Source organism: Streptomyces novaecaesareae, assembly GCF_000716875.1.
GTDB lineage: Bacteria > Actinomycetota > Actinomycetes > Streptomycetales > Streptomycetaceae > Kitasatospora > Kitasatospora novaecaesareae.
This window is the reverse complement of sequence record NZ_JNWQ01000047.1, coordinates 1-17,354: the sequence shown is the minus strand read 5'-3', so window position 1 is coordinate 17,354 and position 17,354 is coordinate 1. Positions and strand designations below refer to the sequence as shown.

Genomic DNA, 17,354 nt, shown 5'->3' with positions numbered 1-17,354 from the left:
TCAGTAACGGACACCGTCGCGCCCGAGGAAGATCACGCGCGCGGCGGTGTCCAGCGCGATGCCGACGTTGCGGACGGCGGTGCTCAGCGGGTTGCGGTGGCGCCCGGAGGCGGCGGTGGCGCCGGCCGGGCCGGTACGGGGGGTGCGGTTCTGGGTGCTCATGTCTTCAACGGTAGGCACCCGACCGGCCCAAGGCATCACTCCGAAGGCCGTATCCGACAGGACGCAGCTCGTCCTCCGGGTGTACGGCACCCCCTGAGAGCTGCAGGGCTGGAACCCCGAGACCGACAGGTCTAAGATCGTCCGTCTGCCCCCTCCCGAACCGTGGTACCTGCTGAAGTCCCGCAGGCAGCCGGGGGAGGCGCCGACCGCACGGCAACCGGTCGGCTGTACCCCACCGTGAGCTCCATCGATCCGCTGCGCCCGCCACCGGGGCAGCCGGGAAGGTTCGCTGTGCCCGCCACTCCCACCACCGACCCCCTCCAGCGCGAACGCGAGCACCTGGCCGCGTCCCGGGCCGCGCTGCGAGCGATGCGCGAGGACGTCGAGTCGCTCGACCTGCGCGACGTAACCGGCACCTGGGTGTCCGCCGTCGTCCTGCAGAACCAGATCGAGGCCAGGATCGCCGCCCTGGCCGACCTCTCCCACACCCCGCTGTTCTTCGGCCGCCTCTCCTACCTCCACGCGATCAGCGAGGAACTCAGCGAGGGCGGCGGGGGAGAGAACTTCTACATCGGCCGCCGCCACGTCCACGACGCCGACGGCGACCCGATGGTCATCGACTGGCGCGCGCCGGTCTCCCAGCCGTTCTACCGGGCCACCCGCACCGACGCGATGGACGTCGAGCGCCGCCGCCGCTTCGGCTACACCGGCGGCGAACTCACCGCCTACGAGGACGAGCACCTCTCCGACCCGGAGGAGTCGGACACCGCCTCCGCCCTGCTCGCCGCCGAGATCGAGAAGCCCCGCGTCGGCCCGATGCGCGACATCGTCGCCACCATCCAGCCCGAGCAGGACGAGATCGTCCGCTCCGACGTGACGGGCACCATCTGCGTCCAGGGGGCGCCGGGCACCGGGAAGACGGCCGTCGGCCTGCACCGCGTCGCGTACCTGCTGTACGCGCACCGCGAGCGCCTGGCCCGCACCGGCACCCTGGTGATCGGGCCGAACAACGCCTTCCTCTCGTACATCGAGCAGGTGCTCCCGGCCCTCGGCGAGCTGGACGTCGCCCAGGCCACCGTGCAGCAGCTGGTCGGCCACGTCGAGGTGCGCGGCGAGGACACCCCGGAGGCGGCCCGGCTGAAGGGCGACGCCCGGATGGCCGAGGTGCTGCGCCGGGCCGTCCGGTCGGGCATCGCGCTGCCCACCGAGCCCTGTGTGGTGGTCCGCGGCTCCCGCCGCTGGCGCGTCCCGGCGTACGAACTCGCCGAGATCATCGAGGAGTTGAAGGGCCGCGAGACCCGCTACGGCGCCGCCAGGGACGCCCTGCCGCAGCGCATCGCGCACGCCGTACTGCTGAAGATGGAGCAGGGCGGCGAGGCCCCGGACGACCGGGTGCAGGACGCGGTGGCCCGCAACGGCGCGGTCAAGGCGGTGGTCAAGGAGTGCTGGCCGGCCGTCGACCCGGCGAAGCTGGTCCTGCGGCTGCTCTCCGACCCCGGCTTCCTGGCCGAGTGCGCCGAGGGCGTGCTGACGCCCGAGGAGCAGGCGGCGGTGCTGTGGCCCAAGCCCGGGCGCTCGGTGAAGACCGCCCGCTGGACGCCGGCCGACGCCGTCCTGGTGGACGAGGCGACGGACCTGGTGCAGCGCACGCCCTCGCTCGGGCACGTGGTGCTGGACGAGGCGCAGGACCTCTCCCCGATGCAGTACCGCGCGGTCGGCCGCCGCTGCACCACCGGCTCGGCGACCGTCCTCGGCGACCTCGCCCAGGGCACCACCCCGTGGGCGACGGCGAGTTGGCCGGACGCGCTGCACCACCTGGGCAAGCCGGACGCGCACATCGAGGAGCTGACCAAGGGCTTCCGGGTGCCGGAGGAGGTCATCGCGTACGCCTCCCGGCTGCTCCCGGCGATCGCCCCGGGCCTGGCCCCGGCCACCTCGGTCCGCGAGGCGCCCGGATCGCTGACGATCCGTCACATCGCCGACGGGGGCCTGACGGAGGCCGTGGTCGCGGCCTGCCGGGAGGCGCTGGGGCGCGAGGGCTCGACCGGCCTGATCGCCGCCGACGCCCGGATCCCGCTGCTCGCCGAGGCGCTGGCGGCGGCCGGCCTGCCGCACCTCTCCCCCGGCACCGAGACCAGCGCCGAGGCCCGGCTCACCCTCGTCCCGGCCTCACTGGCCAAGGGCCTGGAGTACGACTACGTGGTGCTGGACGAGCCGGCCGCGGTGATCGCCGGCGAGCCGGACGAGCGGACCGGCCTGCGGCGGCTGTACGTCGCGCTGACGCGCGCCGTCTCCGGCCTGACCATGCTGCACGACGCGCCGCTGCCCGAGCAGCTGCGGTAGGGCGTGGGCCGGTCCCGCGCACGGGACCGGCCTCCGACGAAGGCGCTCAGGCGTCGATCAGCGCCCGCCACTCGGCGACCTTGGCGGCGTCCACCGGCGTCTGCCAGCCGCCGGCCCGCACCGCGCCGCCGACGTGGAAGGCGTCGAAGCCCTCCGCCCGCAGCTCCTTCAGGTGCTCGGCCCGCAGGCCGCCGCCGATCAGGATCCGCTGCCGGTACCCGGGCTCCCCGGCGCGGGCCAGCTCGGCCGAGAGCACCTCGCGTCCGGCGTCCACCCCGGCGGCCGCACCGGAGGTGAGGAAGGTGTCGAGCCCGGGCAGGGCGCCGACGGCGGCCCGCAGGGCGGCCCGGTCGGTGCTGTGGTCGATCGCCCGGTGGAAGGTCCAGCGGCAGCCGGCCACCGCCTCGGCGACGGCCGTGGTGGCGGCCAGGTCGACGGCGCCGTCGGCGTCGAGGAAGCCGAGGACGAACTCCTCGGCGCCCTCGGCCCGCAGCCCGGCGGCCCGGTCGCACAGCGCGTCCAGGTCGCCGGGGGCGAAGCCGTCCCGGAGCCGGAGCATGACGCGCAGCGGGATGCCGACGGCGGCCCGGATCCGGCCGAAGTCCTCGACGGACGGGGTGAGTCCGTCGGCGGCCATGTCGGTGACGAGTTCGAGCCGGTCGGCGCCGCCCGACTCGGCGGCCTGGGCGTCCTGGGGCGTCAGCGCGATGACTTCGAAAATTGGTCTAGACATATCCGACAGCCTGCCACATCCCGCCGAACCCGGCGAGACCGCGCCGCCGTTCCGGCCCCCGGCCGGGGCACCCCGCCACCCGCACCGGGCCCCGGCCCCGCCCGCACGGCCTCACACCAGGCTGCGGCCCACCCCGCCGCGCTCCGCTCCAGCGCGCTCCACTCCACCGCGGCCGACCCGGCGCACCGCCACGGCCGTCAGCGCCAACAGCACCACCGCCAGCGCCGCCGTCGGCAGCAGGTTCGAGATCCCCCGGGACTCCCGCCAGATGTTGAACAGGCTGGCCGGCCCGGTCAGTGCCAGCAACGCGACCCCCAGGGCGGCGGGCACCACCCGGCTGCGCAGCGCGGTGAAGGCCAGCAGCACCGGTACGACCAGCATCGCCACGAACCACCCCTGGTCCACCGGGAACGTGGTGTCGTCCCAGTGCTGGCCCGTCGCCAGCAGTCCGCCCGCCACCGTCGAGGCCAGCACCAGGCCGCCCGCCCGCCAGCCGGCCCGGGGCAGCAGGTCGCTCGGGGCCCCGGCCAGCACCAGCGCGCAGAGCACCAGCGGCAGGGTCGCCACCCCGATGTACCCGGACCACCACACGCCGTGCAGCTCCCGCCCCAGTTCGAGCAGGCCCATGGCGCCCAGGGCCAGCGACAGGCCCCGCCCCGCCGTCCACCGGCCCAGCAGCGCCGCCACCAGGAGCAGCATCGCCGTGGCCGGCTCGGCCATGATCCCGACGTAGGTGGACAGCGAGTCGTCCCAGGTGAGCTTCCAGGCCACCCGGTCCGCGTCGGCGACCCAGGGCGCCAGCACGGTACCGACCACGGCGCCGACGGCCATCGGGGCGGCCGCCGCCAGCACCCGGCCGAGCACCGAGCCGCCGGTCAGCCCGAGCCGCACCAGCAGGCCGTAGAGCGCCAGGTCGAGCACCTCCCGGGCGACGGCGGAGCGGCCGGCCTGCGCGGTCGTCTCGGCGAACACCTCCGCCAGTTCCTCGCCCCGCTCGCGGCGGTAGTGCGCCGGGTACAGCTGGAGCGCGGCCCGCAGCGCGGGCGACAGCCAGGGCGCTCCGATCGTCGGTGTGGTCATGAGAGGCCTCCCCCCGTCGCGGGCCGCTTGTTCGGCCCCGTCTTCCCCGCCAGCATCGACCGGACCCTGGAGAGCCGGCGCTCCGCCTCGGAGGCGACGGCCAGCAGCCGCTCGGCCTCGGCGGCCAGCGCGCCCCGGCCGGCGTCGGTCAGCGCGTAGGTGCGCCGGGCCCGCCCGTCCACCACCTCCTCGGCGGCGACCTCGATCAGGCCCTGGCCCAGCAGCCGGTCGAGGGCGCCGTAGAGCGTGCCGGTGCGCATCGTGACCCGGCCCCCGGAGATCGCGGCGACCTCCTGGATGAGGGCGTAGCCGTGTCTCGGCGCGTCGGCCAGTGCGGTGAGCAGTAGCAGCGTGGGCTCCTGCATCGAGCGTTCCGTCATACGCCTACATATATCGTCAACCTACCTATAGGTCCAGTGCCCGGCCGGCCCGCCACAATGGCCGGCATGCCCATCACCACCGACGACCTGCTCGCCGCCTGGACCGCCCTGCTGCACCGCTGCGGCGCCACCACCGACCCCGAGCCGTACGGCCGGGAGCTGCTGCGCCGCTGGTCCGAGCCGCAGCGCCGCTACCACACCCCCGAGCACCTGCGCGCGGTCCTGCGGCACGTCGACGACCTCGCCGGACACGCCGCCGACCCGGACGCCGTCCGCCTCGCGGCCTGGTTCCACGACGCCGTCTACCGCCCCGACCGCACCGAGAACGAGGAACGCAGCGCCGCCCTGGCCGTCCGCGCACTGACCGCCGCCGGCCTGCCCGCCGCCCGCACCGCCGAGGTGGAGCGGCTGGTGCTGCTCACCGTCGCCCACGACCCGGCACCGGGCGACCGCGACGGCGAGGTGCTCTGCGACGCGGACCTCGCCGTCCTCGGCGGCACCCCCGAGGCGTACGCGGCGTACGCGGCCGCCGTCCGGGAGGAGTACGGCTTCGTCCCCGCGCCGGACTTCACGGCCGGCCGGGCCGCCGTCCTGCGCCGGCTCCTCGCCCTCCCGGCCCTCTACCGCACCCCCGCCGCCCGCGAGCGCCTCACCGACGCCGCCCGCGCCAACCTGACGGCCGAACTCGACGCCCTGGACGGCTAGGGCAGCTCCCCCACCGGCGCCACCACCGCGCCCTGCTTGCCGCACACCCAGTGCGGCTCCGGCCCCAACTCGGGCTCCACGCTCAGCGCGTGCGGATCCCCGTCGGCCGAGCAGAGGGTGCACAGCGGCCAGCGCCCGTACGCCTCCAGCAGCGCGTCCTGGACGTCCTGCGCGACCAGCCCGAGCACGTACTCGGTGCCGTCCGGCCACTGCTCCAGCCACCAGCGCCGGTGCGTCACCGCCTGCTCCACCAGTGAGACGACGGCGGCGTCGGCCACGTCCCGCGCAGTGAGGTCGGCCAGGATCAGTGCCCGCGCGTTGTGCAAGGCGGTCTCGATGTCGTCGGAAGCCATCCGTCCATTCTCCTCTCCCCCCGAACGTCGAAACGCCGCGTGGGCGGCTCCCCGAAGGGAACCGCCCACGCGGACGAGGAACCAGCCGATCCGATCGAAGCGATCAGGATCAGAAGTCCATGTCACCGCCCGGCATGCCGCCGCCGGCGGCCGCGGAGGCCTTCTCCGGCTTGTCGGCGATGACGGCCTCGGTGGTGAGGAACAGCGCCGCGATGGAGGCGGCGTTCTGCAGCGCGGAGCGGGTGACCTTGGCCGGGTCGATGATGCCCGCGGCGACCAGGTCGACGTACTCGTTGGTGGCGGCGTTCAGGCCGTGACCGGCGGGGAGGTTGCGCACCTTCTCCACCACGACGCCACCCTCCAGGCCGGCGTTGGTCGCGATCTGCTTGATCGGGGCCTCCAGCGCGACCTTGACGATGTTGGCACCGGTGGCCTCGTCGCCCTCCAGCTCCAGCTTGTCGAAGGCGACAGCGGCCTGCAGCAGGGCGACGCCACCACCGGCGACGATGCCCTCCTCGACGGCGGCCTTGGCGTTGCGGACGGCGTCCTCGATGCGGTGCTTGCGCTCCTTGAGCTCCACCTCGGTGGCCGCGCCGGCCTTGATGACGGCCACGCCGCCGGCCAGCTTGGCGAGGCGCTCCTGGAGCTTCTCGCGGTCGTAGTCCGAGTCGCTGTTCTCGATCTCGGCGCGGATCTGGTTCACGCGGCCCGCGACCTGCTCGCTGTCGCCGCCACCGTCGACGATGGTGGTCTCGTCCTTGGTGATGACCACCTTGCGGGCGGTGCCCAGCAGGTCGATGCCGGCGTTCTCCAGCTTGAGGCCGACCTCCTCGGAGATCACGGTGCCACCGGTGAGGATGGCGATGTCGCCGAGCATGGCCTTGCGGCGGTCGCCGAAGCCCGGGGCCTTGACGGCGACGGACTTGAAGGTGCCGCGGATCTTGTTCACGACCAGGGTCGACAGGGCCTCGCCCTCGACGTCCTCGGCGATGATGACGAGCGGCTTGCCGCTCTGCATGACCTTCTCCAGCAGCGGGAGCAGGTCCTTGACCGAGCCGATCTTGGAGTTGGCGATGAGGATGTACGGGTCCTCGAACGTCGCCTCCATGCGCTCCAGGTCGGTGGCGAAGTAGGCGGAGATGTAGCCCTTGTCGAAGCGCATGCCCTCGGTGAGCTCAAGCTCCAGACCGAAGGTGTTGCTCTCCTCGACGGTGATGACGCCTTCCTTGCCGACCTTGTCCATGGCCTCGGCGATCAGCTCGCCGATCTGGGTGTCGGCGGCGGAGATGGAGGCGGTGGAGGCGATCTGCTCCTTGGTCTCCACGTCCTTGGCCTGGGCCAGCAGCTGGTCGGAGACGGCGGCGACGGCCTTCTCGATGCCGCGCTTCAGGGCCATCGGGTTGGCGCCGGCGGCGACGTTGCGCAGACCCTCGCGAACCAGGGCCTGGGCCAGCACGGTGGCGGTGGTGGTGCCGTCACCCGCGACGTCGTCGGTCTTCTTGGCGACCTCCTTGACGAGCTCCGCGCCGATCTTCTCGTAGGGGTCCTCGAGCTCGATCTCCTTGGCGATGGAGACACCGTCGTTGGTGATCGTGGGGGCGCCCCACTTCTTCTCCAGCACGACGTTGCGGCCCTTGGGGCCGAGCGTGACCTTCACTGCGTCGGCGAGCTGGTTCATGCCACGCTCAAGGCCGCGGCGAGCTTCCTCATCAAAGGCGATGATCTTGGCCATCAGAAGTGGTCCTCCGGGACACGGTCGACTGCTCGGACCAAGGGGTGCCCGCGACGGACGGCCCTGGTGTGCGGGGGTCTTTTCCCCTACCGCTCCCGGGGGCCTCACCGACCCGGTCCGCTGTCACTCTCACGCTGTGAGTGCTAACGCCAATGATTAGCACTCACGGTGGTCGAGTGCAAGCCCAATCACCGATCCGCGAGCCGCCGCCACGCCGCGCCCCGGCCCGCCACCGAGCCACTGCCGAGCCGTGCCCCAGCCCGCCACCACCCCCGCCGGGGAACGCCGACGGGCCCGCACGACGCGTGTCGTACGGGCCCGCCGAGAAGCGAGTGGTCACCAGCCGTAGGGCCGCGCCGAGCTCCTGGGGTCGGAAGGCGTCAGCCCGCGGCGCGGACCATGTCCGCCTGCGGGCCCTTCTGTCCCTGGGAGATCTCGAACTCGACCCGCTGGCCCTCCTCGAGGGTGCGGTAGCCGTCCATCTGGATCGCGCTGTAGTGGACGAAGACGTCCGCACCACCGTCGACCGCGATGAAGCCGTAGCCCTTCTCCGCGTTGAACCACTTGACGGTGCCCTGAGCCATTCCGAACTCCCCTAGTGCTGTGCTGGCCCTTCACGCGCCCGCAGGTCACGGGCCCGGGTTGGTTTGAAGGCCGGCCCGGGGAACCCCCCCTGAGCGCAGCCGTGCACGCCGCAACCCTCCGCGCGGGACGCCGAACGGCTTCCCGTGAGCGGCTGATTGCGTCGACCGCCGCTGAATGTATCCGGACCGAAGCCCTCTGCAACAGGGTCAGCCGCCGGGAATTCCGCTGCGCTGTCAAGGGACAGGACAGGGTGAACCGGGAAAATTTCGGCATTTCACGCCGGACATAGCGGACGAATTACTCAAATGCCCGCGCGAATTCTGACATCTGCCTGACATGTTTCACGAGCCGGTCTCACCGGCCGGACGCCCTCCGGCGAAACACCACGGAGGGCCGAAAAGGAAGCCCTGTTCCCAGCCGAGCCACACTCTACTCCGACTCGACCCGGAATATTCCCGCCGAAATGCAGCCGGCCGCCCGTACGTGCGGAGAGTGGAATTCCGTACGTACGGGCGGCCGGCCGGCGGGCGTGCGGGCCGCGACGGCTCAGCAGCCGCCGGCCACCGCCGGGATGATCGAGACGCCGGCGCCGTCCTTGATCTCGGTCGCCAGGCCCTCGGCGAAGCGCACGTCGTCGTCGTTCACGTAGACGTTCACGAAGCGGCGCAGCTTGCCGGTGTCGTCCAGGATGCGGGCGGAGATGCCCGCGTGGTTCTTCTCCAGGTCGGCGATGACCTCGGCCAGGGTGGTGCCCTCGGCGGTGACCTCGGCGGCGCCGCCGGTGTAGGTGCGCAGGATGGTGGGGATGCGGACGGTGGCGCTCATGGCTCTCCTTGCGGGGTGGGGCCTTGCGGGGTGGGGGTGGCTCAGGCGGACACGAGGCCGGCGGCGCGGAAGGAGTCCAGCGTCGGGCGGATGACGGCGGTCATCCCGGAGTCGGAGACGGCGTCCAGGGTCTTCAGGCCGTCACCGGTGTTGATCGCGACGGTCTCCTTGGCCGGGTCCAGCTGCCCGGTCTCGACCAGCTTCTTCAGCACGCCGACGGTCACCCCGCCCGCGGTCTCGGCGAAGATGCCCTCGGTCCGCGCCAGCAGCCGGATCGCCGCCACGACCTCGGCGTCCGTGACGTCCTCCACCGCGCCGCCGGTCCGCCGGGCGATGTCCAGCACGTACGGGCCGTCGGCCGGGTTGCCGATCGCCAGCGACTTGGCGATGGTGTTCGGCTTGACCGGCCGGATCACGTCCTGGCCGGCCTTGAAGGCAGCCGACACCGGCGAGCAGCCCTCGGCCTGGGCGCCGAAGATCCGGTACGGCCGGTCCTCGACCAGGCCGAGCTTGATCAGCTCCTGCAGCCCCTTGTCGATCTTCGTCAGCTGCGAGCCCGAGGCGATCGGGATGACGATCTGCTCCGGCAGCCGCCAGCCGAGCTGCTCGCAGATCTCGTACGCCAGCGTCTTGGAGCCCTCGCCGTAGTACGGACGCAGGTTGACGTTGACGAAGCCCCAGCCCTCACCGGCCGGGTCGCCGATCAGTTCCGAGCAGAAGCGGTTCACGTCGTCGTAGGTGCCCTCGATGCCGACCAGCTCGCCGCCGTACACCCCGGCCATGACGACCTTGCCCTGCTCCAGGTCGTGCGGGATGAACACGCAGGAGCGGAACCCGGCCCGGGCGGCCGCCGCGCCCACCGCGCCGGCCAGGTTGCCGGTGGAGGAGCAGGACAGCGTGGTGTACCCGAACGCCCGGGCCGCCTCGATCGCGCAGGCCACCACCCGGTCCTTGAAGGAGTGCGTCGGGTTCCCGGAGTCGTCCTTGATGTGCAGCTGGGCGGTGAAGCCGAGCTCCCGGCCCAGGTTGTCCGCCTTCACCAGCGGGGTCCACCCCGGGTTCAGGTTGGGCTTGGACGCCACGTCGGCCGGCACCGGCAGCAGCGGCGCGTAACGCCAGACGGACGTCGGGCCGGCCTCGATCCGCTTGCGCAGTTCCTCGGCGCTCTCGCTGCCGAACTCGTAGGCGATCTCCAGCGGGCCGAAGCACTCCAGGCACGCGAAGCTGGGGCCGAGGGGGAAACGCGTTCCGCACTCCCGACAGGACAGCGCGGTGGCCGGGCCCAGGTCGACGGGTGGGGGTCCCCCCGGCCGAAGGCTGGGGGAAGGTGCGGCAATGTCGATAGCCATGATGGCGGAGGCCTCTCTCCTCATCTTCCCCGCGGCGCGGTCGCGCCACAGGCCGGAATTGGCACCTGTCCCGCCGGGGCCTGTCGACGACAGCCGAGCGAGAAGGTTGCCGGGACGTCAACGGGCCGTTCCCTCAGTCCCTCTGGATGAGCTTGTGAAATTGTGTTGCTGCTCAGCGGTGACCCCGGCGTGCAAAGGTCCGACCGCTGTACGAAGACTGTATCCGAAGGCGTCAATCCCGAACGGGACCGTCCGCCACGCGAGATGGCCCGTCCCACCCGACCTCGCCGAGGAGACATCCGTGCCCGCCGAACCGACCCCCGAGCTCCTGCCGCAGGCGGAGTCCTGGCTGCGCCGCCGCTCCTGGAGCGCGGCCGACCGGCCGGTCGACGCCCTCCTCGCGGCCAAGGAACGCACCGGCCGCACCGTCAGCGTCGTCCTCCCCGCCCTGGACGAGGAGGCCACCGTCGGCGACATCGTCCGCACCGTCCGCCGGGAGCTGATGGAGCGCCTCCCGCTCGTCGACGAGCTCGTCGTGGTCGACTCCGGCTCGACCGACGCCACCGCCGCCGTCGCCGCCGAGGCCGGCGCCCGGGTGGAGCACCGCGACGCCATCCTGCCCCGGCTGCCCGCCGCCCCCGGCAAGGGCGAGGTGCTCTGGCGCTCGCTGCTGGTCACCCACGGCGACATCGTCTGCTTCGTCGACGCCGACCTGCGCGAGTTCGACCCGGCCTTCGTCTCCGGCATCATCGGCCCGCTGCTGACCGACGAGTCCATCCAGCTGGTCAAGGCCATGTACGACCGCCCGCTGGAGACCGAATCGGGTGCCATCGTCCCGGCCGGCGGCGGCCGTGTCACCGAACTCGTCGCCCGCCCCCTGCTCAACCTGCACTGGCCGGAACTCGCCGGTTTCGTCCAGCCCCTCGGCGGCGAGTACGCGGCCCGCCGCTCGCTGCTCGAACGGCTGCCCTTCCCCACCGGCTACGGCGTCGAACTCGGCCTGCTGGTCGACGCGTTGGAACTGGCCGGTCTGGACGCCCTGGCCCAGGTGGACGTCGGCGTCCGGCACCACCGCCACCAGGACGGCCAGGCCCTCGGCCGGATGGCCGCCACCATCTACCGCACCGCCCTCGAACGCCTCGCCCGCGCCCACCGCCTCAAGGCCTCCGCCGACCTCGTCCACCCCTTCCTCACCCAGTTCGCCCGGGACCCGGAAACGCGCGCGTTCACCGCGCACACCCACCCGGTGACGGCCCTGGAACGCCCCCCGATGCACACGGTCCCGGAGTACGCGACCCGGCACTGACGGGTTTGCCGTCCCGACCCCCCGGCAACATCCCCATCATGGGCGATCTCACGACCGAACGTTCGAGTGCGACCGGCACCGCCCCCGTCCTGGTGGCCTCCAACCGGGGACCGGTGTCGTTCAGCACCGCCGACGACGGCACGCTGACCCTCCGACGCGGCGGCGGAGGCCTGGTCTCCGGCCTCTCCGCGATCGACGACCCGACCGCCGTCTGGGTCTGCGCGGCCCTCGGCGACGCGGACCGCAGAGCCGCCCGGGAAGCCCCCGACGGCCGCCTCGACCTGGCCGGCCACGACGTCGGCGGACAGGCCGTCCGCATGCTGGACATAGACCCCGAGACCTTCGCCCGCGCCTACAACGGCGTCGCCAACTCCACCCTCTGGTTCGTCCACCACCTGCTCTACGCGACCCCCACCGCACCCGCCTTCGACGCCGGCTTCCGCACCGAATGGGCCGCCTACCAGGCCTACAACAGCGCCTTCGCCGAGGCCCTGGCCGCCGAAGCCGCCCCGAACGCCGCGGTCCTCGTCCAGGACTACCACCTGTCACTGGCCCCGGCCCTGCTCCGCGCGGCCCGCCCCGACCTGCGGATCGGCCACTTCTCGCACACCCCCTGGGCCCCGCCCGAGTACTACCGGCTGCTGCCCGACGACGTCGCCCGCGCCGTCCTCACCGGCATCCTGGGCGCCGACCGGGCCGGCTTCCTCACCGAACGCTGGGCCCGCGCCTTCGCCGCCTGCTGCCAGGACCTCCTCGGCGCCACCGTCGACCACGACGCGCTCACCGTCACCCACGACGGCCGCACCACCCAGCTCGGCGTGCACGCCCTCGGCGCCGACGCCGACTTCCTGCGCGAGCGCGCCCACCGCCCCGACGTGGACGAGCGCCTCGCCGCCCTGCGCGAGGCCGTCGGCGACCGCCGCACCATCGTCCGGGTCGACCGCACCGAGCTGAGCAAGAACATCGTCCGCGGCCTCCAGGCCTACCGGCACCTGCTCCGCACCCGCCCCGAGTGGCACGACCGGGTGGTCCACATCGCCTTCGCCTACCCGTCCCGCACCGACCTGGTCGAGTACCGCACCTACACGGCCGCGGTCCGAGAGCTGGCCGACGCCATCAACGCCGAGTTCGCCACCCCCACCTGGCAGCCGCTGATCCTGCACGTCGACGACGACTTCCCGCGCTCCCTCGCCGCCTACCGGCTGGCCGACGTGGCCCTGGTCAACCCCATCCGGGACGGCATGAACCTGGTGGCCAAGGAGATCCCCGTGGTCTCCGACCACGGCTGCGCGCTGGTCCTCTCCCGGGAGGCCGGCGCCCACGCGGAGCTCGCCGGCGACGCCCTGACGGTCAACCCGTACGACGTCATCGCCACCGCCGACGCCCTCCACGCCGCCCTCACCATGCCCGAGGGGGAACGCAGCGACCGCACCAAGCGGCTCGCCGCGGCGGCCACCGCCCTCCCCCCGCAACAGTGGTTCCTGGACCAGCTCAACGCGCTGTGAGCGCCGCCCCCAGCGCCGCCAGCAGCTCCACCACGCCGGCCGGGCCCGGGACCACCAGGTCCGCCCGGTCGGCGAGTTCACGCACGGGCGCGTCCCCCACGGCCCCGCTGCACACCAGCAGCCCGGCCACGCCCTCACCCCGCAGCTTCTCCACGGCCGCGAAAGCCGCCACGTCCCCCAGGTCGTCCCCCGCGTAGAGCACCGACCGTGCCCCCCGCTCCCGCAGGAACCCGGTCAGCGCCGCCCCCTTGTCCACCCCCGGTGGCCGCAGCTCCAGCACCAACCGCCCGGGCTCCACCACCAGCCCGTACTCGGCCGCCAGCTCCCCCACCGGCGCCCGCAGCGACTCCAGCGCCTCCTCGGGCGCCGCCGTACGCCGGGTGTGCACCGCCACCGAGCGCCCCTTGTCCTCCACCCACACGCCCTCGGGCGCCCCCACGCGCGCCAACACCTCCGGCAACACCTCCCGCGCCCCCGCCACCCCCGGGTGCACCTCCGGCGCCGTCACCTCGCCGTCCTCCCACCGCTCGGCCCCGTAGTGCCCCAGCACCACGACGCCCGGCACCCCAGCCAGCCCCCCGTACTCCACGGCCAGCGCCGCCGGCCGCCCGGTCACCACCACCACGGCCCCGACCGCCGGCGCCAACACCCGCAACGCCCCCGCCACCCCCGGATGCGCCCTGGCCCGAGCCGGGTCCGCCACGATCGGCGCCAGCGTCCCGTCGAAGTCCAACCCGACCACCGCGTCCCGGGGCGCCCGCAGAATCGCCCGCAGTCCGTCCCGTCCGGCCCCGGTCGTCGGCACCCACGTCTCTTCGAATCCCATACCGGGGCCCATACCCCCGGCCCCGCCCCGGAACGCCCGACTCAACGGGCCTCGCGCCGGGCGGCCCGGACCCTGCGCAGGCGGTTCACCAGTACGGGCGCGTGCGCCAAGGCCTCCTGCCGGTCCAACAACGCGTTCAGCAGCTGGTAGTACCGAGTGGAGGAGAGCCCCAGCTCCTCCCGGATCGCCCGCTCCTTGGCCCCCGCCGTACGCCACTGCCGCCCCTCCAGCGCCAGCACCGCGCGGTCCCGCTCACTCAGCTCGCCCACCGACCCACCTCCGCCCATCGAGAAGGCCTCCGCCCGCCACTACGGAGTGTCATTCTCCCGCGCGACCCCGACACACACTGCTCGGCCCACCGCCGCCCGGCCCCCGCTAACGTCGCCCCCATGACCACGCCCACGCCCAGCTTCGCCCTGCACGTCCCCGCCGCCGAGCTCGAACCCGACCCGCTCGACCCGTCCCAGATCGTCTCCGGCGCCCCCGAGGTCACCGGCCGGGTCCTCGCCGAGTCCGCCGACGGCCGTCACCTGCGCGGCATCTGGCAGATCACCCCGGGCGTGGTCACCGACGTGGAGGCCGACGAGATGTTCGTGGTGCTCAGCGGCCGGGCCACCATCGAGATCGAGGGCGGCCCGACCCTGGAGGTCGGCCCCGGTGACTGCGCGGTCCTGCGCGAGGGCGACCGCACCACCTGGACGGTCCACGAGACGCTCCGCAAGGCCTACGCCATCACGCTCCCCTGACTGCCGGGGCCCGGCCCCGCCCCCGGGACCGGGCCTGCGCGGCGCGCCCGCTACTTGCGGACCTGCGCCGCGTCCTTCACCGCGGCGTCCTGCAGCCCCCCGAGCACCTGCTTGGGATCCCCCGTCACCGCCTGCCCGATCCCCGCCTTGATCCGGGCGCTGACCTGGCCCCACGCCGGATCCCCGAAGGGGTAGAAGCTCGCGTTGGTCAGCCCGACGGCGAACTGCTTGAGGTCCGCGTGCTTCGGGTCGGTCGACATCTGGTTGAACGCGTCCTGGGTGACCGGCAGCAGGTTGTACTGCTCGTCGAACTTCAGCTGGTTGTCCTTGCCGTAGACGAACGCCAGGAACTTCTTGATCTCGTTCTTGTGCCCGTTCGCCTTGAACGCCATCATCCAGTCCGCGACCCCGAGGCTCCCGGTCCGCCCGATGCCGTCCTTCTTCGGGATCGGCACCGTGCCGAAGTCGATGTTCCCCGCGGCGGCCATCCGCAGCAGCGTCGGGTGCCCGTTGAGCATCGCGACCTTCCCCGCCGCGAAGTCCTGGAACACCGGGGTGCGGTTCATCTTCCCCGGGTCCGGGTACGTCAGCCCGGTGCTCACCAGGTTGGCCTTCAGCCAGCTGAACGTCGCCTGGTTCTGGACGCTGTCGATGGTGTAGTTGCCCACGTCGTCGGAGATGCTCCCGCCGCCGCTCAGCGTCCACAGCATGGACTCCGCCGGCGCCTCCTCCGGCCCCAGCGGGAGCCCGTACGGGGTGACCCCGGGCACCTTGGCCTTGATCTTCTCGGCGTCCTGCCGCAGCTCGTTCCAGGTGGCCGGCGGCTGGGCGATCCCGGCCTGCCGGAACATCGCCTTGTTGTAGAAGAGCACCCGCGACGAGGAGACGAACGGGATGCCGTACTGCTTCCCGAGCACCTGCCCGGTGTGCGCGAAGGTGTCCAGGAAGTTCGCCTGGGTGTCCACCGAGAGCACGTCCGACGCCGGGTAGAGCCGGTCCGCGGCGACCTGGTCGGCGAAGCCGCCGGTCTGCAGGAGGTCCGGCGACTTCCCGGCCGCGATCATGTCCTCGACCTTCTTGCCGATCTCCGTCCAGCTGTCCACCTCGACGCTGACCTTGATCCGGGGGTTGGCGGCCTCGAAGGCCCTGGCGACCCCGTCCCAGTAGTGCTGGGAGTTGGTCTCCGGGCTCTCCCCGTAGTCCGCGGCGACCAGTTTCAGGGTGACGGCCCCGTCGCCCTGCCCGCTGCACGCGCCGACCGCGGTGAGTGCCAGTGCTCCGGCCAGCACACTGCCGAGCACACGGGTGGGAACGTGGACGCGCCTGTTCAACGCGGGTACCGCCTTAGGGGAAGAACTGCCGCCGGAACGAGGGAATCCGGCAGGGGGAGGCGCCACACTGTCAAAATCGCCGACCACTGGTCCACACCACTGGCCCACCCCGCCCCAGTAGTTATCGAAGTGCCCGAGGTCGTTGCACGATGCGCAACACCGGCGCCCGGTTCACCGCCCGGCAACCCCCGGGGCACCCCCCGTACGCCCCGCCCCAAAGCCCCGCACACCCCCGCAGCTGCGACAAAGCTCACCCCGTATGGACCAGACCAATCCGACAACTGGACTAGACCTCTTCTGCCACCCAAGGGAAACTGTCCTCCGTGAAGCACGTCATCGCACTCGATGTAGGCGGCACCGGCATGAAGGCCGCGCTGCTCGCCCAGGACGGCTCCGTGCTGTTCGAGGCACGCCGACCGACCGGGCGGGAGCACGGCACGGACGCCGTCGTCGCCGCCATCCTCGACTTCGCCACCGACCTGGCGGACGAGGGCCGCAGCCGCTTCGGCGTCGCCCCGCTCGCGGCCGGCGTGGCCGTCCCGGGGACGATCGACGAGAGGAACGGCATCGCGGTCTTCTCCGCCAACCTCGGCTGGCGGGACCTCCCCCTTCGCAAGCTCCTCGGCGAACGCCTGGCCGGCCCCGACGGCAGCGCCATGCCGGTGGCCCTCGGCCACGACGTGCGCTCGGGCGGCCTGGCCGAGGGCCGGCTCGGCGCCGGCCGCGGTGTCGACCGCTTCCTGTTCATCGCCCTCGGCACCGGCATCGCCGGCGCCATCGGCATCGACGGCCGGATCGAGGCCGGCGCGCACGGCTACGGCGGCGAGATCGGCCACGTCGTGGTCCGCCCGGGCGGCCCGCAGTGCGGCTGCGGCGCCCGCGGCTGCCTGGAGACGCTCGCCTCCGCCTCCGCCGTCTCCCGTGCCTGGGCCGAGGCCGGCGGCGACCCGGACGCCGACGCGGCATCCTGCGCCGCCGCGGTGGACGCCGGGGACGACCGCGCGATCGCGGTCTGGCAGCGGGCCGTCGACGCCCTGGCGGACGGCATCATCCTCGCCCAGAGCCTGCTCGACCCGTCCACGGTGATCGTCGGCGGCGGGCTGGCCGAGGCCGGCGACACGCTCTTCACTCCGCTGCGCACGGCGGTCACCGAGCGCCTGACCTTCCAGATGCCCCCGAAGGTCGTACCCGCCATGCTCAAAGACACCGCCGCATCCCTGGGCGCAGGCCTGCTCGCCTGGGATCTGCTCTCCCTGGAGGTGACCGCGTGACCACCGCGGACCGTGACCGTACTGCCCTGGCCGGCGCCCGCCTGGTCCTGCCCGGCGGCGTCGTCGAGGGCGACCGGCTCGCGATCGAGGGCACCCGCATCGCGGGCCTCGGCGGCGACACC

General features: G+C 73.0%; 18 protein-coding genes and 1 riboswitch. Of the genes, 6 read left to right on the top strand and 12 right to left on the bottom strand.

The features are described 5' to 3' along the window. Positions 1 to 162 (bottom strand): hypothetical protein, encoded by a 162-nt coding sequence (locus OP86_RS36685; protein WP_157849783.1) that lies wholly within the window; start codon positions 160 to 162, stop codon positions 1 to 3. 291 nt (positions 163 to 453) lie between these two features. Between OP86_RS36685 and OP86_RS19220 the strand changes: the two genes are divergently transcribed. Next, the gene (locus OP86_RS19220; protein WP_030258977.1) at positions 454 to 2,505 is read left to right on the top strand and encodes a HelD family protein; all 2,052 of its coding nucleotides are present in this window, start codon (positions 454 to 456) and stop codon (positions 2,503 to 2,505) included. A gap of 46 nt (positions 2,506 to 2,551) precedes the next feature. Here the strand turns inward: OP86_RS19220 and OP86_RS19215 are convergent, their stop codons facing one another. The 3 genes from OP86_RS19215 to OP86_RS19205 all read right to left on the bottom strand — a co-directional run bounded on the left by OP86_RS19215 (position 2,552) and on the right by OP86_RS19205 (position 4,683). Beyond that, positions 2,552 to 3,238, bottom strand: a complete 687-nt coding sequence (locus OP86_RS19215) for a copper homeostasis protein CutC (RefSeq protein ID WP_030057075.1) — start codon at positions 3,236 to 3,238, stop codon at positions 2,552 to 2,554. Between the two features lie 111 nt (positions 3,239 to 3,349). Further along, the gene (locus OP86_RS19210; RefSeq protein WP_030258974.1) at positions 3,350 to 4,318 is read right to left on the bottom strand and encodes a hypothetical protein; all 969 of its coding nucleotides are present in this window, start codon (positions 4,316 to 4,318) and stop codon (positions 3,350 to 3,352) included. Further along, a complete protein-coding gene (locus OP86_RS19205; protein WP_051830277.1) occupies positions 4,315 to 4,683 on the bottom strand; it encodes a PadR family transcriptional regulator in 369 nt (122 codons plus the stop codon). Before OP86_RS19205 ends, OP86_RS19210 begins: the two co-directional genes overlap by 4 nt. Positions 4,684 to 4,764: 81 nt before the next feature. On the opposite strand from OP86_RS19205, the gene OP86_RS19200 reads away from it, so the two are divergent. Beyond that, the gene (locus tag OP86_RS19200) at positions 4,765 to 5,403 is read left to right on the top strand and encodes an HD domain-containing protein (RefSeq protein WP_051830276.1); all 639 of its coding nucleotides are present in this window, start codon (positions 4,765 to 4,767) and stop codon (positions 5,401 to 5,403) included. On the opposite strand, the gene OP86_RS19195 is transcribed toward OP86_RS19200, so the two are convergent. From OP86_RS19195 to thrC, 5 genes are all read right to left on the bottom strand, one after another. After that, positions 5,400 to 5,756 carry a hypothetical protein gene (locus OP86_RS19195; RefSeq protein WP_030057072.1) on the bottom strand — a complete coding sequence of 119 codons (357 nt, stop codon included), beginning with the start codon at positions 5,754 to 5,756 and terminating at the stop codon, positions 5,400 to 5,402. The genes OP86_RS19200 and OP86_RS19195 overlap by 4 nt on opposite strands. A 109-nt stretch (positions 5,757 to 5,865) precedes the next feature. Beyond that, positions 5,866 to 7,488, bottom strand: a complete 1,623-nt coding sequence (gene groL, locus OP86_RS19190; RefSeq protein WP_030258968.1) for a chaperonin GroEL — start codon at positions 7,486 to 7,488, stop codon at positions 5,866 to 5,868. Between the two features lie 380 nt (positions 7,489 to 7,868). Then, a complete protein-coding gene (locus OP86_RS19185) occupies positions 7,869 to 8,072 on the bottom strand; it encodes a cold-shock protein (protein WP_030057071.1) in 204 nt (67 codons plus the stop codon). Positions 8,073 to 8,619: 547 nt separating this feature from the next. After that, positions 8,620 to 8,898: a MoaD/ThiS family protein gene (locus OP86_RS19180; RefSeq protein WP_030057070.1), complete on the bottom strand. Its 279-nt coding sequence runs from the start codon at positions 8,896 to 8,898 to the stop codon at positions 8,620 to 8,622. A gap of 41 nt (positions 8,899 to 8,939) precedes the next feature. Further along, complete coding sequence (gene thrC, locus OP86_RS19175; RefSeq protein WP_030057069.1) at positions 8,940 to 10,247, bottom strand: threonine synthase; 1,308 nt, start codon at positions 10,245 to 10,247, stop codon at positions 8,940 to 8,942. Between the two features lie 17 nt (positions 10,248 to 10,264). After that, positions 10,265 to 10,400: riboswitch (SAM riboswitch) on the bottom strand. Positions 10,401 to 10,548: 148 nt separating this feature from the next. On the opposite strand from thrC, the gene OP86_RS19170 reads away from it, so the two are divergent. Continuing rightward, a complete protein-coding gene (locus OP86_RS19170) occupies positions 10,549 to 11,553 on the top strand; it encodes a glucosyl-3-phosphoglycerate synthase (RefSeq protein ID WP_033332507.1) in 1,005 nt (334 codons plus the stop codon). A 38-nt stretch (positions 11,554 to 11,591) separates the two neighbouring features. Continuing rightward, positions 11,592 to 13,058, top strand: a complete 1,467-nt coding sequence (locus OP86_RS19165) for an alpha,alpha-trehalose-phosphate synthase (UDP-forming) (protein ID WP_030057067.1) — start codon at positions 11,592 to 11,594, stop codon at positions 13,056 to 13,058. Here the strand turns inward: OP86_RS19165 and otsB are convergent. Together otsB and OP86_RS19155 are read right to left on the bottom strand one after the other, a co-directional pair. Next, a complete protein-coding gene (otsB, locus tag OP86_RS19160; RefSeq protein WP_051830272.1) occupies positions 13,045 to 13,896 on the bottom strand; it encodes a trehalose-phosphatase in 852 nt (283 codons plus the stop codon). The two genes, OP86_RS19165 and otsB, sit on opposite strands and share 14 nt — an antisense overlap. 29 nt (positions 13,897 to 13,925) lie before the next feature. Continuing rightward, positions 13,926 to 14,171, bottom strand: a complete 246-nt coding sequence (locus OP86_RS19155; protein ID WP_030057065.1) for a DUF3263 domain-containing protein — start codon at positions 14,169 to 14,171, stop codon at positions 13,926 to 13,928. A gap of 102 nt (positions 14,172 to 14,273) precedes the next feature. Between OP86_RS19155 and OP86_RS19150 the strand changes: the two genes are divergently transcribed. Further along, the gene (locus OP86_RS19150; RefSeq protein ID WP_030057064.1) at positions 14,274 to 14,630 is read left to right on the top strand and encodes a cupin domain-containing protein; all 357 of its coding nucleotides are present in this window, start codon (positions 14,274 to 14,276) and stop codon (positions 14,628 to 14,630) included. 50 nt (positions 14,631 to 14,680) lie between these two features. Here OP86_RS19150 and OP86_RS19145 read toward each other — a convergent pair whose 3' ends face one another. Next, the gene (locus OP86_RS19145) at positions 14,681 to 15,961 is read right to left on the bottom strand and encodes an extracellular solute-binding protein (protein WP_033332505.1); all 1,281 of its coding nucleotides are present in this window, start codon (positions 15,959 to 15,961) and stop codon (positions 14,681 to 14,683) included. A 323-nt stretch (positions 15,962 to 16,284) separates the two neighbouring features. On the opposite strand from OP86_RS19145, the gene OP86_RS19140 reads away from it, so the two are divergent. Further along, on the top strand, positions 16,285 to 17,232 hold the full coding sequence (locus OP86_RS19140; RefSeq protein ID WP_030057062.1) for an ROK family protein: 948 nt from the start codon (positions 16,285 to 16,287) through the stop codon (positions 17,230 to 17,232). Positions 17,233 to 17,354: the final 122 nt, after the last annotated feature.

Bases quoted from the DNA above. Each gene is read 5' to 3' on its own strand.
- OP86_RS36685 (WP_157849783.1), bottom strand. From the start codon at position 162: ATGAGCACCCAGAACCGCACCCCCCGTACCGGCCCGGCCGGCGCCACC.
- OP86_RS19215 (WP_030057075.1), bottom strand. From the start codon at position 3,238: ATGTCTAGACCAATTTTCGAAGTCATCGCGCTGACGCCCCAGGACGCC.
- OP86_RS19210 (WP_030258974.1), bottom strand. From the start codon at position 4,318: ATGACCACACCGACGATCGGAGCGCCCTGGCTGTCGCCCGCGCTGCGG.
- OP86_RS19205 (WP_051830277.1), bottom strand. From the start codon at position 4,683: ATGCAGGAGCCCACGCTGCTACTGCTCACCGCACTGGCCGACGCGCCG.
- OP86_RS19200 (WP_051830276.1), top strand. From the start codon at position 4,765: ATGCCCATCACCACCGACGACCTGCTCGCCGCCTGGACCGCCCTGCTG.
- OP86_RS19195 (WP_030057072.1), bottom strand. From the start codon at position 5,756: ATGGCTTCCGACGACATCGAGACCGCCTTGCACAACGCGCGGGCACTG.
- groL (WP_030258968.1), bottom strand. From the start codon at position 7,488: ATGGCCAAGATCATCGCCTTTGATGAGGAAGCTCGCCGCGGCCTTGAG.
- OP86_RS19185 (WP_030057071.1), bottom strand. From the start codon at position 8,072: ATGGCTCAGGGCACCGTCAAGTGGTTCAACGCGGAGAAGGGCTACGGC.
- OP86_RS19180 (WP_030057070.1), bottom strand. From the start codon at position 8,898: ATGAGCGCCACCGTCCGCATCCCCACCATCCTGCGCACCTACACCGGC.
- thrC (WP_030057069.1), bottom strand. From the start codon at position 10,247: ATGGCTATCGACATTGCCGCACCTTCCCCCAGCCTTCGGCCGGGGGGA.
- OP86_RS19165 (WP_030057067.1), top strand. From the start codon at position 11,592: ATGGGCGATCTCACGACCGAACGTTCGAGTGCGACCGGCACCGCCCCC.
- otsB (WP_051830272.1), bottom strand. From the start codon at position 13,896: ATGGGCCCCGGTATGGGATTCGAAGAGACGTGGGTGCCGACGACCGGG.
- OP86_RS19155 (WP_030057065.1), bottom strand. From the start codon at position 14,171: ATGGGCGGAGGTGGGTCGGTGGGCGAGCTGAGTGAGCGGGACCGCGCG.
- OP86_RS19150 (WP_030057064.1), top strand. From the start codon at position 14,274: ATGACCACGCCCACGCCCAGCTTCGCCCTGCACGTCCCCGCCGCCGAG.